12 protein-coding genes and 1 pseudogene are annotated in these 14475 nt (G+C 59.4%); 11 read left to right on the top strand and 2 right to left on the bottom strand.

Annotated elements, in window-relative coordinates:
- The first annotated feature begins 3 nt into the window (after positions 1–3).
- From RX328_RS39695 to RX328_RS39675, 5 genes are read left to right on the top strand one after another with little or no spacing between them, the layout of a single operon-like run.
- Positions 4–1224: a substrate-binding protein gene (locus RX328_RS39695; protein ID WP_317258585.1), complete on the top strand. Its 1221-nt coding sequence runs from the start codon at positions 4–6 to the stop codon at positions 1222–1224.
- Complete coding sequence (locus RX328_RS39690) at positions 1221–2333, top strand: branched-chain amino acid ABC transporter permease (protein ID WP_312017938.1); 1113 nt, start codon at positions 1221–1223, stop codon at positions 2331–2333. The genes RX328_RS39695 and RX328_RS39690 overlap by 4 nt, the downstream gene beginning before the upstream one ends.
- Positions 2320–3054, top strand: a complete 735-nt coding sequence (locus RX328_RS39685; RefSeq protein ID WP_213246708.1) for an ABC transporter ATP-binding protein — start codon at positions 2320–2322, stop codon at positions 3052–3054. The genes RX328_RS39690 and RX328_RS39685 overlap by 14 nt, the downstream gene beginning before the upstream one ends.
- Entirely contained in the window at positions 3047–3745 is a 699-nt protein-coding gene (locus tag RX328_RS39680; protein WP_213246709.1) for an ABC transporter ATP-binding protein, read from the top strand. The genes RX328_RS39685 and RX328_RS39680 overlap by 8 nt, the downstream gene beginning before the upstream one ends.
- 36 nt (positions 3746–3781) lie before the next feature.
- Complete coding sequence (locus RX328_RS39675; RefSeq protein WP_213246710.1) at positions 3782–5296, top strand: amidase; 1515 nt, start codon at positions 3782–3784, stop codon at positions 5294–5296.
- Positions 5297–5370: 74 nt separating this feature from the next.
- Here RX328_RS39675 and RX328_RS39670 read toward each other — a convergent pair whose 3' ends face one another.
- Positions 5371–6081, bottom strand: a complete 711-nt coding sequence (locus tag RX328_RS39670) for a glutamine amidotransferase (RefSeq protein WP_213246711.1) — start codon at positions 6079–6081, stop codon at positions 5371–5373.
- A 143-nt stretch (positions 6082–6224) separates the two neighbouring features.
- Here RX328_RS39670 and RX328_RS39665 point away from each other — a divergent pair, with 143 nt between their 5' ends.
- Complete coding sequence (locus RX328_RS39665; protein WP_213246713.1) at positions 6225–7034, top strand: IclR family transcriptional regulator; 810 nt, start codon at positions 6225–6227, stop codon at positions 7032–7034.
- A 357-nt stretch (positions 7035–7391) separates the two neighbouring features.
- On the opposite strand, the gene RX328_RS39660 is transcribed toward RX328_RS39665, so the two are convergent.
- Positions 7392–8891: a CoA-acylating methylmalonate-semialdehyde dehydrogenase gene (locus RX328_RS39660; RefSeq protein WP_213246715.1), complete on the bottom strand. Its 1500-nt coding sequence runs from the start codon at positions 8889–8891 to the stop codon at positions 7392–7394.
- 105 nt (positions 8892–8996) lie between these two features.
- On the opposite strand from RX328_RS39660, the gene RX328_RS39655 reads away from it, so the two are divergent.
- The 5 genes and pseudogenes from RX328_RS39655 to RX328_RS39635 all read left to right on the top strand — a co-directional run.
- A complete protein-coding gene (locus RX328_RS39655) occupies positions 8997–9884 on the top strand; it encodes a LysR family transcriptional regulator (RefSeq protein WP_213246717.1) in 888 nt (295 codons plus the stop codon).
- Between the two features lie 455 nt (positions 9885–10339).
- The gene (locus RX328_RS39650) at positions 10340–11029 is read left to right on the top strand and encodes an aquaporin (protein WP_249726031.1); all 690 of its coding nucleotides are present in this window, start codon (positions 10340–10342) and stop codon (positions 11027–11029) included.
- Positions 11030–11608: 579 nt separating this feature from the next.
- On the top strand, positions 11609–12190 hold the full coding sequence (locus tag RX328_RS39645) for an amino acid synthesis family protein (protein WP_213246719.1): 582 nt from the start codon (positions 11609–11611) through the stop codon (positions 12188–12190).
- 98 nt (positions 12191–12288) lie between these two features.
- Positions 12289–13215: a LysR family transcriptional regulator gene (locus tag RX328_RS39640; RefSeq protein ID WP_213246721.1), complete on the top strand. Its 927-nt coding sequence runs from the start codon at positions 12289–12291 to the stop codon at positions 13213–13215.
- 389 nt (positions 13216–13604) lie between these two features.
- Positions 13605–13994, top strand: a pseudogene (locus tag RX328_RS39635) (adenylate/guanylate cyclase domain-containing protein); the annotation flags it as partial.
- Positions 13995–14475: the final 481 nt, after the last annotated feature.

Genomic DNA, 14475 nt, shown 5'->3' with positions numbered 1-14475 from the left:
AACATGAACGAGATCCTCGAATCGTACTCCCGCAGGCTCTTCTTGCAGCGCACGGCCCTTTTTAGCGGCATGCTGGCACTCGGGAGCGGAAGCTATCTGCTCAATCCGCGGGGAGCGTGGGCTGCTGATCCAATCAAAGTCGGCTTCGCGCTCGATCTGACGGGCCCCATCAGTGTGCAGGGTCTTCCCTGCGCAAACGTCGCCAAGATGCTCGTCGAGGATATCAACGCCAAAGGCGGCGTTCTTGGGCGTCCGCTGCAAATGTTTCTCGAAGACACGGCGACCAACGAAGCGATTGCGGTGACGCGCGTGAGCAAGCTAGTCCAGAAGGACAATGTCGATGTTATGATCGGCGGCATTACGAGTTCAATGCGCAATGCGATCAAAGATACGATCGTCAATCGGGGCAAGAAGCTCTACCTCTATCCTCAACTCTACGAGGGTAAGGAATGCACCGCTAACCTGTTCTGCACCGGGCCGACGCCTGCGCAGCAATGCGACACATTCGTGCCTTGGCTGATGAAGAACACCGGCAAGAAGTTCTATTTTACTGGCGCAGACTACATCTGGCCGCACACGTTGAACGCATACGCCAAGAACGTCGTCGAGAAGAATGGCGGCGAGGTCGTCGGCGAAGAATACTCGCCCGTCGATCAGGTCGAGTACGGCGCCACGGTTCGCAAGATCATGGCAAACAATACGGACGTGGTCTTCACGACCTTGATCCCACCGGGCCTGCCGGTTTTCGTAAAGCAGCTGTACGAAGCGGGTTTCATGAAGCGCGGCGGACGTGTCGCCTCGGTGCTTTATGACGAGAGCACGATGACGATCAGCTCGCCCGCTGAGACGGAGGGTCTGGCGAGCTGTCTCGACTACTTCAGAGCCGTTGACGATCCGTTCAGCAAACAGCTGTTCGAGAAGTACACGGCCATGTTTGGAACGAAGAACCCGCTGTCGGCGGCCGGCGGCTCGACCGGTACCTATCGTGCGGTGAAGCTGTGGGAAGCGGCAGCCAAGGAGGCAGGCAGCGTCGCCCGCGACGCGGTTGCTGCCGCACTGGATCACGCAAAGATCAGCGAGGGACCGGGTGGCGGTGCCGAAATGGTGCCCGGTACCAGGCACGTGAAAATGAACATGTATACCGCTGTTGCGAAGGGCGGGAAATTTGACATCGTGGACAAATCAAATGGCGCCGTCGCGCCAGGCGAATGCATGAAGTCGTGAAGGAACCTCTGGCGGCGGCCGTTCGCGAGCCGCCGCCGTGCGGGTTGCAGCATCTCAGATCCGTAAACATGGCCTCAACGATGTCAGCGTCAACTAGCAAGCGGAAGGTGCTGCCTTGGATCGAAGGCACGCTGCTCGGCGTGTTTCTGTTCTTGCCACTCGTGCTTGAGCATTATTGGGTCTTGTTCACAACCCGGATCGTTATCCTTGGGTTGCTGGCACTATCGTTCGATATGGTCTGGGGCTATGTCGGAATTCTGAGTTTCGGCCAGGCTCTGTTCTTCGGCGGGGCTGGATACAGCACGGCCCTGCTGGCGACGAAACTCGGAGTCACCTCGGCACTGATCTTGTTGCCGGCTGCTCTCCTGGCGGGTCTTCTCATTTCTCTGGTCATGGCCGCCATCATTCTCTTCGGCAAGCGATCGCCGACAGCGGTATTCGTGGCCTTGGGTACTTTGACCGGGTCCTACGTGGTCGAGCGGTTGCTTCGCGGGTGGTCGTATGTCGGAGGCCAGAACGGCATTCCCTCGCTGCCGCGCCTTACCATCGGCACAATGGAGATCGAAGAGGGTATCGGTTTCTACTACCTGGCGTTCGGGCTGCTGGTGTTAGTCTATGTCGGGCTGCGCTGGGCGGTGCGATCGCAGTTCGGGCTCGTGCTCGCCGGCATACGGGAGCAGGAGGAGCGGCTCGCGTTCTTGGGCTACCAGACTCAGACTTATAAGGGCATTGTATTCTGTCTGGCAGGCATGATCGCCGGGCTTTCGGGTGGACTTTATTCTTTCCACGAAGGCTTCGTTGGGCCAGCTCAACTCGGTCCAGTGTTTTCGACGCAGGTAGCGCTCTATTCCATGTTCGGCGGAGCGGGAACGCTGATCGGCGCCGTGATCGGCACTGGCTCCATTGAAGCCGTGGGATATTATGTTTCTCAATACTGGGAGACGGGTTGGCCGATCCTGCTTGGCATGCTGCTGTTAGCGATCGTAACATATCGTCCCGCAGGTCTCATCAGCCTCGTCGTTTCAGAAAGAGAAAGAATCGGAACATTCGGAGGCGAGGCCGTGAGCGCGTCCGATAACATTGCGGAGCGCTGTCATGAACATGCTTAGGATTCGTGGCGTGACACGCAAGTTCGGGGCTCTTGTCGCGCTAAATGGCGTCGATCTCGACGTTAAGGCCGGTGAATTTCACGGGCTGATCGGGCCAAATGGTTCGGGAAAGTCGACCTTGCTTAAATGTCTCGCGGGCGCGTTGACGCCGGACTCTGGCACCATCTCGCTCCTTGGCCGCGACATTACGAGCAATACGCCTTTTGAGCGTTCGCGCGCCGGCTTGTCTATAAAGTTTCAGATCACGAGCATTCTTCCCAAGCTCTCGGTGTATGACAACATGCTGCTGGCGTTCCAGGCCGATGACGGCATCGTGGCCCAGATGCTGTCTCGATCTCGGCGTCATCTGCGCGACCGGATCATGTCGATGTTGCAGCGCTATCGGCTTGCGTCGCGTGAAAAGGACCTTGCCGGCGATCTTTCTCACGGTCAGCAGCAGTGGTTGGAGATTGCCATGGCGGTCTCGCGCGGGCCGAAGGTGCTGCTTCTCGACGAGCCGACTGCCGGGATGAGTCCCCAGGAGCGGCGCGCGACCGGCGAATTGCTCTTGGAGGCGAAGGACGAGTGTCCACTTGTCATTGTCGAGCACGACCTCGATTTCATTCGAGACATCTGCGAGTCCCTGACGGTGCTGGATCAGGGTAAAGTTGTCGCGAGCGGCCCATTGGCCGAGGTGCAGGCCAATCAGAATGTGCGGGAGGCTTATCTAAAAAATGCCTAGTCTGCTCAGCAGCAATGGTCTTTGCACCTCCTACGATCGTGGCCAGGTCCTGTTCGACGTCTCGATCGAGGCGCCGGCCAGTGGTTGCGTCGCCGTTCTCGGTCGGAACGGTGCCGGAAAGACGACGCTCTTAAAGACCCTGTCGGGCGATCTGTCGCCGACCCGCGGAAGCGTCAGCTTCGACGGGCAAGACGTAACGCACATGCCGCTTGAGCGAAGGGTGTCGCTCGGGTTGGGTACAGTGCCGCAGGATCACAACATTTTCTCGGGCATGACCGTGAGAGAAAACCTCGAAATCGGCGCTCTGATCAATGGGAAGCGCAGCTCAAGCTTCGATGAAATCGTCGAGCTTTTTCCTCGGTTGGGCCAACGCATGCACCAAAAGGCAGGCACACTGTCTGGCGGCGAGCGGAAGATGGTTGCCATCAGCCGCGCCCTGCTGGGCAACCCACGCCTGCTCCTCCTCGACGAACCCACCGAGGGAGTTTGGCACGGCGTCATTGAAGAGATCGCCGAGTGCCTGAAGCGGCTTGCCAAGCGTATCGGCGTGATCATCGTCGAGCAGCATATCAAACTTGCGCTCGAAGTCTCGGAACGCTGTTACGTGATGGACCGCGGATCGATCGCGCTTGCTGGTGATAGCGCAGCCGTACAAAATGACCCGGCGCTGCATCGTCTGCTGGCGCCATGACGCAAGTTGAGCACAGCAGTTATCGAAAGGCTCGCGATGTCGATTGAAGCACCAACTCCATCGGAGGTCGCCGAAGCGGCCAGGGAATGCGGTCTGTCGCTGTCACAAGGCGATATCGCGTCCTATATTGGGCTAATGAAGCCGTACATCGACGGATACAACCTGGTGCATGAGCTTTCCGACAACGTGCCGGAGGTAAAATATCCGCGCGGCAAGGTGACGTTCCCCTCTGCCGAAGAGAACCGGCAGAACGCCTGGTATGTCAAGACCTCGATCAAGGGATCGACAAATGGGCCGCTGCTGGGCAAACGCGTCGCAATCAAGGACAATGTCATGGTTGCCGGCGTTCCGATGATGAACGGATCCTCGATCCTCGAGGGCTTTGTGCCCGAGGTCGATGCGACGATCGTGACGCGGATTCTCGACGCTGGCGGCGAGATCGTCGGAAAAACGCACTGCGAATATTACTGCATCTCCGGTGGCAGCCATACGGGCGCGAAGGGTGTTGTGCATAACCCATACAGGCACGGATTCTCCGCCGGCGGCTCCTCGTCGGGCAGCGGAGTCGTGGTCGCGCTGGGTGAGGCCGATATGGCGATCGGTGGCGATCAGGGAGGCTCGATCCGGATGCCGTCAAGCTGGTGCGGGCTGTATGGCATGAAGCCCACACATGGTCTCGTACCATATACGGGCATCATGCCCATTGAGATCTTCATCGATCATACAGGCCCAATGTGCAAATCGGTAACGGACAATGCTGTCCTGCTCGAGGTGATCGCAGGAGCAGATGGTTTTGATCCCAGACAGTACGCGCCGAAGATTCATCCCTATTCGCGAATGCTCGATGTCGGGGTGAAAAACCTACGGATCGGCATCGTGAAGGAAGGATTCGCCCGGCCGGAATCCGAGACCGCAGTCGATGAAAACGTTCGGAAGGGGGCAGATCTGTTCCGCAAGCTCGGAGCTTCGGTTGAGGACGTCTCGATCCCAATGCATCTCATGGGCCCGTCGATCTGGACACCGATCGGCATCGAAGGAATTACCCAAACCATGATGTTCGGGGATGGCTATGGGCTTTCGAGGCCAGATCTCTACGTTACCGGTCTGGTCGACAAGTTGCATGGCTGGCAGCGTCGTGCCGACGAGCTGTCGGAGACGACCAAGGTGATCACTGTTCTCGGCACCCATATGAAGAAGCAGTTTGGACCGCGATACTACGGCAAGGCTGTCAATCTGGCGCGTCGGTTGACCGCCGCCTATGACGAGGCTCTTGCCACTTACGACCTGTTGCTGATGCCGACGCTTCCCATGGCTCCAACGCCCTTGCCGGGTCCCGATGCCAGCCGCGAGCTGATCGTGCAGCGCGCCTTCGAGATGACCAACAATACCTGTCCGTTCGACATCAGCCACCACCCGGCGATGAACGTGCCGTGCGGTATGATCGATGGCCTTCCGATCGGGCTCATGTTGATCGGGAAGCATTTCGACGAGCCGACCATCTATCGCGCGGCCTACGCCTTCGAACAGGCTGATGACTGGCGGACGATGTGAAGGGGTTTGCCTCCGTCCTTGCCCGGGCGGCGCGCTCGCCACGAGCGCCGCGGTCGACCCATGCCGAAGAGCGATCAACTCGGCGGCAGGTTGCCCAGCCATTCCGATAGCATCGACCGCGCGCGCCGCTCCAGATCCGGACCATTGCGTTTCGTGTCCGCGCGGAGAGCCGGTATATCGATCTTGTTGGCTGCCAGCTCGTGCGCGTGGCCGATCAGCCATTGTTCGTGGTCTTCCGTTCTGATTTCCGGGTGGAATTGAAATGCGAGCACCGAAGTGCCGATCGCATAGGCCTGATTGCGGACATCTCTCGTCGAGGCCAGCAGCCGCGCGCCGGGCGGCAGGTCGAATGTATCGCCGTGCCAGTGCAGCACCTGGCCGTCCTGCCCGAGATGTCTGGCGACTGAAACCAGCCCGTGGTCCGTTAGAACAACCGGCGCCCAGCCGATTTCCTTGACGGGTCCCGGGTATACCGCGGCGCCCAATGCATTTGCGATCAACTGGGCTCCAAGACAGATCCCGAGAGTCGGCGCACCGGACTCGAGTCGCACCCGGATGGCCTCAACTTCGTTGTTCAGAAACGGATACTGAGTGGTTTCATAGCAGCCGATTGGCCCCCCGAGAATGACAACCAAGTCGGCGGCCGCCAATTGCCTGCCGTCCAGTTGCGTCTTTCCGATGTCGCAGTAGCTGACCGAATAACCGAACTCGGCGAGAACAGGCTCAAATGTCCCGAGGTCCTCAAACGCGACATGCCGAATCGCCAGAGCTCTCTTACTGGGCATGACAATCGGGCCGGGCCCGCGCCGCTCGGAAAATCTTGCAGAACTTCATTCGACTAATAGAACCCAGTTCGATATAAAGAAAGTACGAGACGCCGACGCCTCAGTCAACCCTGAGTTGGTGCACCGTAGGGACAAGACTTTCAATGGCCAAACCCAAGAAATCATCAGCCAGAGCTCGAGCGGAGCCGAAAAGCCTGGCCCCCGCGCTCGCGCGCGGTCTGCAGATTCTCGAGCTTCTCTCTGAGGCGCCGAAGGGCCTCTCTCTTTCGGAACTCGCTTCTAGAATCGGGATCGCGAAAAGCTCCGCTTTCGGTCTTTGCGCAACGCTGCTCGAGCGCGATTTCATTCAGCGCGCCCCCGACGGCAGTTTCACCATTGGGATCCGGATTGTCGATCTTGCGAGCGCGAAGCTTGGAAAGTCGGACATTGCCATGGAGTTCTATTCGGCGTGCGACTCGCTTGGGAAAGTCGGGGAGCAGACCGCAGTCTTGTCTGTACTCGAGGGCGCAGATGTCTTGTACGTCGCCTGCCGGAACAGCCCGAAGCCCCTCGGCATCACCTTCAAGATCGGCATGCGACTTCCCGCCTGTTGCACGGCAACCGGAAAAGCCATGTTGAGTACCCTGACGGACGACCAGGTGAGATCCTTGTACAAGAAACATGATATCGTGACCCTAACAAAGGCCGGTGTCGCCTCCATCAACGATCTGCTCGCTCAATTGGCCCGGATCCGGCAGAACGGCGTGTCGATCGACGATGGCGAAACACGGGAGCACATGTATTCCGTCGGAGCCCCGATTGTCGATCCGAGTGGGGCCGTGAGGGCTGGCGTTGCGATCTGCTTCTACCGGGGCGAGGTGACTGCGACGCAGACCAAGCAGGCACAAGCTGCAGTTCGCATGCTTGCCGATGCTCTCGCGCGCAGCGTGGGAGGACGCAAGGCTCTCAGCTAGATCATTCCGTCGCCACTCCGCCGCAAGAAGCCTGCAGTCGATGCCCGCGACGCGCCGGTCAGATGTTGCGGGCCGCCAAAGAAACGGTTTCGAACCATGAAAACCAAGCCGCGCGTGCTCCGCTTCGCGAGCTCGCGGACGCTCACCGAAAGCGCGGTTCGGCCCCGCGCTCGGAGAACGATCGCCCGCTTCTTAATGCACACGATGTTGCACAAAATCGCAATGTGAGGTGTGCCATCACAAAGCTACGTTTTGCGCGGAGGCATTGACGTGCTCGAAAGCTGTGCAGGCGACGTTGACTGGAACGCGGCGTTCGGGGGCCACGAAGAAGCCGCGGTCCCCGAAGGACCTCGCGCGTCAACCCATCGTCGGCATCACGAACTCGGCACCGGTCCGTATCCCCGTCGGCCAGCGCGTCGTGATCGTCTTCAGCTTGGTATAGAACCGCACCCCTTCCGGGCCATGCATGTGATGGTCGCCGAAGAGAGAGGCTTTCCAGCCCCCGAAGGAGTGGAACGCCATTGGAACGGGAATCGGAACGTTGATGCCGACCATGCCGACTTGGATCTGGTGGGCGAATTCCCGCGCGGCGTCGCCATCGCGCGTGAAGATCGCGGTGCCGTTGCCGAATTCATGATTGTTGATCATGTCGGCTGCGTGGTCGTAGGACTTGGCTCGCGAAATGGCCAGAACCGGGCCGAAGATCTCTTCGCGATAGATCTTCATGTCTGTGGTGACGTTGTCGAACAGCGTTCCACCGATGAAGTATCCGTTCTCGTACCCCTGCCGTCTAAATTCGCGTCCGTCGACCACGAGCTTTGCGCCCTCGGCGGCGCCCGCGTCGATATAGCCGCGCACCTTGTCGAGGTGCTGCTTCGTCACGAGCGGACCCATCTCGGCTTCGGAATCAGTACCAGGGCCGATCTTGAGCGCCCGCACCTTCGGTGCGAGCTTGTCAATCAGCCTTTGCGCGGTGGTGTCGCCAATCGGCACGGCCACGGAGATCGCCATGCAACGTTCGCCAGCGGATCCGTAGGCGGCACCCATGAGTGCGTCGACGGCCTGGTCCAGATCAGCGTCGGGCATCACGATCATGTGGTTCTTGGCGCCTCCCAAGGCCTGGCAGCGCTTGCCGCGGCGGGTGGAGGTCTCATAGATGTAGCGGGCAATCGGGGTGGACCCGACGAAACTGACCGCGACCACGTCTGGATCCATCAGGATTGCATCGACAGCCTCCTTGTCGCCATGGACCACATTGAAGACGCCATCAGGCAATCCGGCCTCCTTCAGCCATTGCGCCATAATATTGGCAGCCGAAGGGTCTCGCTCGGATGGCTTCAAAACGAACGTATTTCCGCACGCGAGTGCAACCGGGAACATCCACATCGGCACCATCGCCGGAAAATTGAACGGCGTTATGCCAGCCACAACACCCAGTGGCTGGCGCAGGGAATGGCTGTCAACGCGGGTGCCAACGTTCTCGGTGATCTCGCCCTTCAGCAGTTGGGGTGCCCCCGTTGCGAACTCCACGACTTCCATGCCGCGCTGGATTTCGCCCCGTGCGTCTGACAGGACCTTTCCATGCTCGGAGGTGATCACTTGGGCAAGTTCGTCGATGCGATCTTCGAGGATGCGCAAGAAGCGATTGAGTATGCGCGCGCGACGAAGGGAAGGCGACGCGGCCCAGGCCGGGAAGGCTCGCCGAGCTGCCTCGATAGCCGCCTTTACGTCCGTCGCCGAAGCCAATCCGAGCGTTGCCGACTGCTCGCCCGTAGCCGGGTTAAATACGGGCGATGTCCGCCCGCTCTTGCTTGCCATCAGTTCGCCGTTGATGAAGTTCGAGATCGTCACAGGCATTGGCTCATCTCCCGGATCAAACGATGGATGATTGCGGGTATGAGACGCATGGGAGTCGATCTCAACGTCCGTATTCGCGGCTCCATTGTGCAGAAAGTGTAGTCCATGGACTGGGAGCAGGTCCGTATCTTCCTCGAGGTCGCTCGGGCCGGACAAATCCTCAAGGCTTCCCGGAATCTAAAACTGAACCATGCGACCGTTGCTCGTCAGCTTACCACGCTGGAGAAGAGCCTTCGGACGAAGCTACTCGAGCGGCACACATCGGGCTGCACGCTCACGGCGGCGGGGCAGACGTTGCTCACGGCCGCCGAGCGGACGGAGGGCGAGTTCCTGCGGGCTGCCGCCAATATCGGGGGTGCGGAGCAGGGGATCACAGGCACCGTGCGCGTAGGGGCGCCCGATGGACTTGGTCACTACTTCCTCGCCGATCGCTTGGGAGCACTTGCATCAAAGCACAGCGGATTGACGATTCAGCTTGTTCCTCTGCCGCGTGCTTTTTCCCTGTCGCGGCGTGAGGCCGATATTGCGATCAGCCTCGATCGGCCGAAACATGGCCGCTTGATCCTTTCGAAGCTGACGAACTATACCCTCAGCATTTATGCGGCAGAAAGCTATCTTGCCCGCGAAGGACCGATTGCAAGCCAATCCGATCTGGCGGGGCGGCTCTTCGTCACGCATGTCGAGGAGCTCGCCTACAGCCGCGCCCTCGATTACGCGTCGGTCTTGGGCCGCCTCATGTCGCGCCGTTACGAATGCGGGAGCGTCGTGGCGCAAATGGAAGCGGTCCGCGCCGGCCACGGGATCGGCATTCTGCACGACTATGCGGCGCAACGTTTCCCTGAACTCACGCGTCTCCTGCCCGATTTCAGGTTCATGCGAAGCTACTGGCTGACGTCGCATCCCGATACACATGAGACGCTGCGCGTCCGGGAGGTGCACCGCTTCATCACCGCCTCGGTAAAGACGGCCAAGTCATCCTTCGAGTTGAAATGATGAAAGTGAAAAGGATCGTTGGTCCAGAGCGACGCGAAGCTTAGCTGCCCGGACGTTGGTGCAATCCGTGTTGCATCGAATCCTGGATAACAGCCCACCTGCACTGTGATACTTCGAGGCGCCTGGAAGTCGTGATGAGCCATTGCTGCCTCCGGCGTTTCCTCCCTACACTTGTCGGCCTCCGACACAGCCCCCCGCTGCTCATTGCATCGGGGGCTCTATTTTTTGAGCCGATCGAATCCGGCGTTGGGTTCGTGCAAACTGCAAGGGCCGGCAACTGCGGTCCCATGAGGCGCGAGCCGCCGGTCGAATGAGGGTTGATCATCTACGCACATTGCTGTGGACCCAATCGCGGTTGAAGGAGCGATCGTGTCGTTTTAACCCGCCGCGGTGAGCCAAACAGGCCGTTCCTACGGTCGACCTTGCACCAGCCAAAAATCAGCCAGGGGTAGAAGATGGAAGTGAAGAAATACGTCGCCGAAGCGTTCGGCACAGCGGCGCTTGTGTTTGTTGGATGTGGTGCAGTGACCGCCGGTGCACACGGCGCCAATCTTCCGATCGGAGCTTTGCCCATCGGATTGGCGTTCGGCCTGACGGTCCTTGCTCTGGCCTATTCGATCGGCCCCATCTCGGGATGTCATATCAATCCTGCGGTCACGCTGTCTCTTTGGGCCGCGGGCAGGTTCGATGCCCAGCACCTTCCCGGATATTTCGTGGCGCAGTTCTGCGGAGCAGCGGTAGGGGCGGCCCTCCTATTCGTGATCCTTCAGGGAAGCGCTGCCGGTGGTTACGATGTTGGCGTTCGGGGGCTCGGGCAGAACGGTTGGGGCCAAGGCTACCTTGGCGGCTACGACTGGTCCGCCGCGTTTGCAACGGAGTTCTTCGCAACCGCCGTGTTCGTCGCCGTAATACTCGGCGCCACGTCGGCGAAGGCCAACTCCTCACTCGCGGGCGTCGCGATCGGATCCGTTCTGACCGTTCTGATCATCACTTTCCTCAACATTACCGGCGTTTCGCTCAACCCCGCGCGGAGCTTCGGGCCGGCGCTGTTGGTCGGCGGGAAAGCGCTCTCGCAGCTTTGGCTCTTCTTCGCAGCCCCATGCGTGGCCGGCCTGATGACTGGTTGGATGTTTAGGGAAGGCTAGCCAGCAGACTGGGTTCGTGACGCTTCGCGGACTTAGACGGCAGGTGCGCTGGACGACATGAACGCGCCTGCGAGCAGCACTGATCCAAGCCACGGCGGCCATGAATATCTCATCGCCGCCGTAATTCATGACGTAGGTTCGGCGCGCACCACGAGCAGACCGCGTTCGGCAGGTCGCGACAATCTTGATCGCCCGCTTCGACCGTCTCCTCGAAGAAATGTTAGAGCCGCCGCGCGCAACTCGAACGTACCGCGCTGGATATTCCGACGTACAACGCGGCAAACAGCGGCGCTAATGGATACAGACGTGTCGCAGCGCGGATGCAAGCTCTCGAGCCAGCGCTGACATGAGTTGTCGTAGCCGACCGTTGAACAGAGACAGCATGTGAAAGCTCCTGAAGCTGCTTGCCTTCATGTTGCGCTTGGTGCGGCGTATCGGTCAACGCCGCCGCCTGTGCAACTATGCACAATGGTTCGCATTGCCCGACGGCTCCATTGCGTGAATTGTTCGACTACAGTCGATCCGATTGCGGCACCCACCATGGTCATGGTGCGTGCGCTCGGCCAAGGAGTGAGAGCGATGGAAGTACGCAAGACTGTGATTTTTCAGGAGGAGATCGCCATCGAAAACGGCAGTCGACTCGCAACCCCGATGCGTCGGGTCGTCGTAGGTAGCGTCATCAGGAATCCCCTGGCGCAGAAGCCGGTTGGGGAGGATCTCAAACCGCTCGTCGACATTTCCGTCGAGCTCGGCGCGAAGATGACGAAGACGGCTCTCTCGCTCATCGGTGAGGCCAAAAACCTGCGCGCATACAGCAAGGGCGCATTGGTGGGGCTTTCCGGCGACCTGGAGCATGGCGCGGCGATGATCCACGCAAGGATCGGCATGGCCATGCGCTCGACCCTCAGGAGGGGCCGGGTCATCATTCCCGGCAACGCAAAGGTAGTCGCCGCGGGGACGGCCATCGACCTCGTCTTCGGTCCGATTGATGAAGGTTGGGACCTCGATGCCGTCGACACCATGCCGATCAGCGTCGGGGACGCTCCCCGGCCGGACGAGATATTGCTTCTCGTCGGTTATGCCACGGGGCCGAGACCCCACGCCCGCGCAAAAGGACCGGATCAAAGCGAAGTCGACGCCCTGATCAAGTCGTTCACCTAGCAGAATCGGTCGTCAAAGGGTCTGATACACTGATGTCGGTTGGGGCCGGGCCAAATGGATGGCCCGGCCGGTCCCGGCCGCAAGTATCGGAGCTCATTGTGCGCCGCCGCAAAGATTTTCGCGAGAACGATCCCTACGCGCTTTTCGCGTGGGACGACATTCAATACTTCATTGAACTCGTCCGCAAGAAAACACTGGTCAAAGCCTCCAGGCGGTTCAATGCATCGCATACGACGGTACTTCGACGCATTGGCAATCTCGAACGTGCGCTCGACCAGAAGCTGTTCAACAGGACGTCTCAGGGATTCGTGCTGACCGAGGCCGGGGCCGACTTTCTGGTCCACGCCGAGATCATGGAGCGGGCCGCCGACCAGGCCATTCGGTCGAAGTCCGGAAAGGACAAACTTTCCGGACCGGTGAGGGTGGCCGCAGTTGAGGGATTGGCCGCCACCGTGTTCGTGCCAGCATTGGCCGCCTTCAAGGACAAGTATCCCAACATATTCGTCGAAGTCGTCACCGCGATGCAGACCGCAAATCTGACGCGGAGAGAGGCCGATATCTCCATCGGGATTGTGCGTCCCACGGGCCCCCGCCATATCGCACGTCGAATCGCGAGGTGCGACGTTTACCTCTACGCTTCGGAAGGCTACATCGATCGCCACGGCGAGCCCAAGAGCCTCGAGGAATTGGATGATCATGTTTTCGTCGACTACATCACGGACATGATCGAAATCCCTGCCCTGAAATGGCTCCAGGACACGGTTGGCGAAAGACGCGTGGTTTTTCGCAGCACCAGCCCTCTCGTCCAATTGGACACCGTCAGGCGAGGCTTCGGGATCGGAATGTTTCCCACATATCTGGCGGACTCCGAGCCCACACTCAGACGCGTGCTCGAGGGTGAGGTCAGAACAAATCGCGAGTTTTGGCTCGCCATCCACGAGGAGCTACGACGCGTGCCAAGAATGGCCGCGGTCTTCGACTTCGTCACGGAGATATTTGCCTCGAACAAGGCGTTCTATCATTAGGCTGGATGAGAATATCGTAAGTTTGCTTTGTTCGTTGGAAAGCGGCTGCACTCCCGTTACCCCGGGTACGCTTTGCTAGCTTTTAGAGTTAATTGCGGCCAGCTCGGGGTTCTTGAAATACCCCAGGGAAGGCGATCTTTATAAATGGTTTCGTCCGGCCGCTTGCTTGCAGCGCCCTCCGGGGCATTTTGAGATACCGCTGCCAGGTCCATCCTGACATTGTCATTCCTTCTCTCGCAAACAGGGCTGAGCGTAATGGGTTGACACGCCGAGATGACATGCGACTCGGTCGGCATCGAGGTCCCGATCGCGCAGATAGCTTCAAGATCGGATCGCCGCATCGCAGGTGAGCGAGCCGCGAGTAGTCGCTAATGGCTTGCTTTGCGCGCGGGCTGCTCGCCATCTTTCGCCTTCGCGAGTCGTCGGCCTGTGCGAAGCTGATGCATGCCGTGTCCGAGGGGCGTCAAGCTATGAGAGCCTTGAGCCAAAGGAACAGTGAAGCTGGTCGCGCGCCGCTGCACTGCGGCATCGGCCTCCATATCGGAGACATCATGTACGGCAATATCGGATCACAGACGCGGCTCGACTTCACTGTGATCGATCCGGCAGTTAATATGGCCTTCTGGCTCGAAAGCCTCACCAAGCAATTTGAGAAGCCGGTGCTGCTGTGCCGCGCATTCGCCGATTTTGTTGACCAGGATTTCGCTCTCGAATGAGTCGGGGAACATACGGTGCGCGGCTTCGCAGAAGCAATAGAACTGTTTGCGTATCTCGGCTGAACGGAGAACGCAGGTCTCGTCCGGCAATGTCGGTGCACCATCTTACGCAGTAAGCATTATGAAATTCCGGGATGGTCTGGTGTTGCACGAAACCCCTTTTCGGCACGTCATGCACCAGCGTCGACGACTATCACATGAGCTTGCCGCGCGTTGAATTGGACAACATCAACCAGCCTGATGATAGGAGACTCAAGCCTGCGCGCCTCCCTTGATCGGCATCGCCTTCTTGGGGACGAGCCAGTGGTCGATCCGATCAGCCCAACGCTGCATCAGCTTCGTGCGCGAGCCGAAAAGCGCGAGCGGTCCGTCGCCAAATATCGAATTTCGGTCGCGCGGCGTGGCAGTCGACGTCGATCAGATCTGCTTTGGGTTGACGCCGCGCCATCCTTCTTGCGGGCCTTCTGCTCGATTGCGTCGTTCGGAATAGCGAAATTCGCCGCGACCTTTTCAACTTCCCGATGCCAACAAAAATACCAACAAA

The sequence above is a fragment of the Bradyrhizobium sp. sBnM-33 genome, from assembly GCF_032917945.1.
In the GTDB taxonomy this organism is placed as follows: domain Bacteria; phylum Pseudomonadota; class Alphaproteobacteria; order Rhizobiales; family Xanthobacteraceae; genus Bradyrhizobium.
Note: the sequence above shows the minus strand (reverse complement) of the source record. Positions and strands in the feature narration are given on the sequence as shown.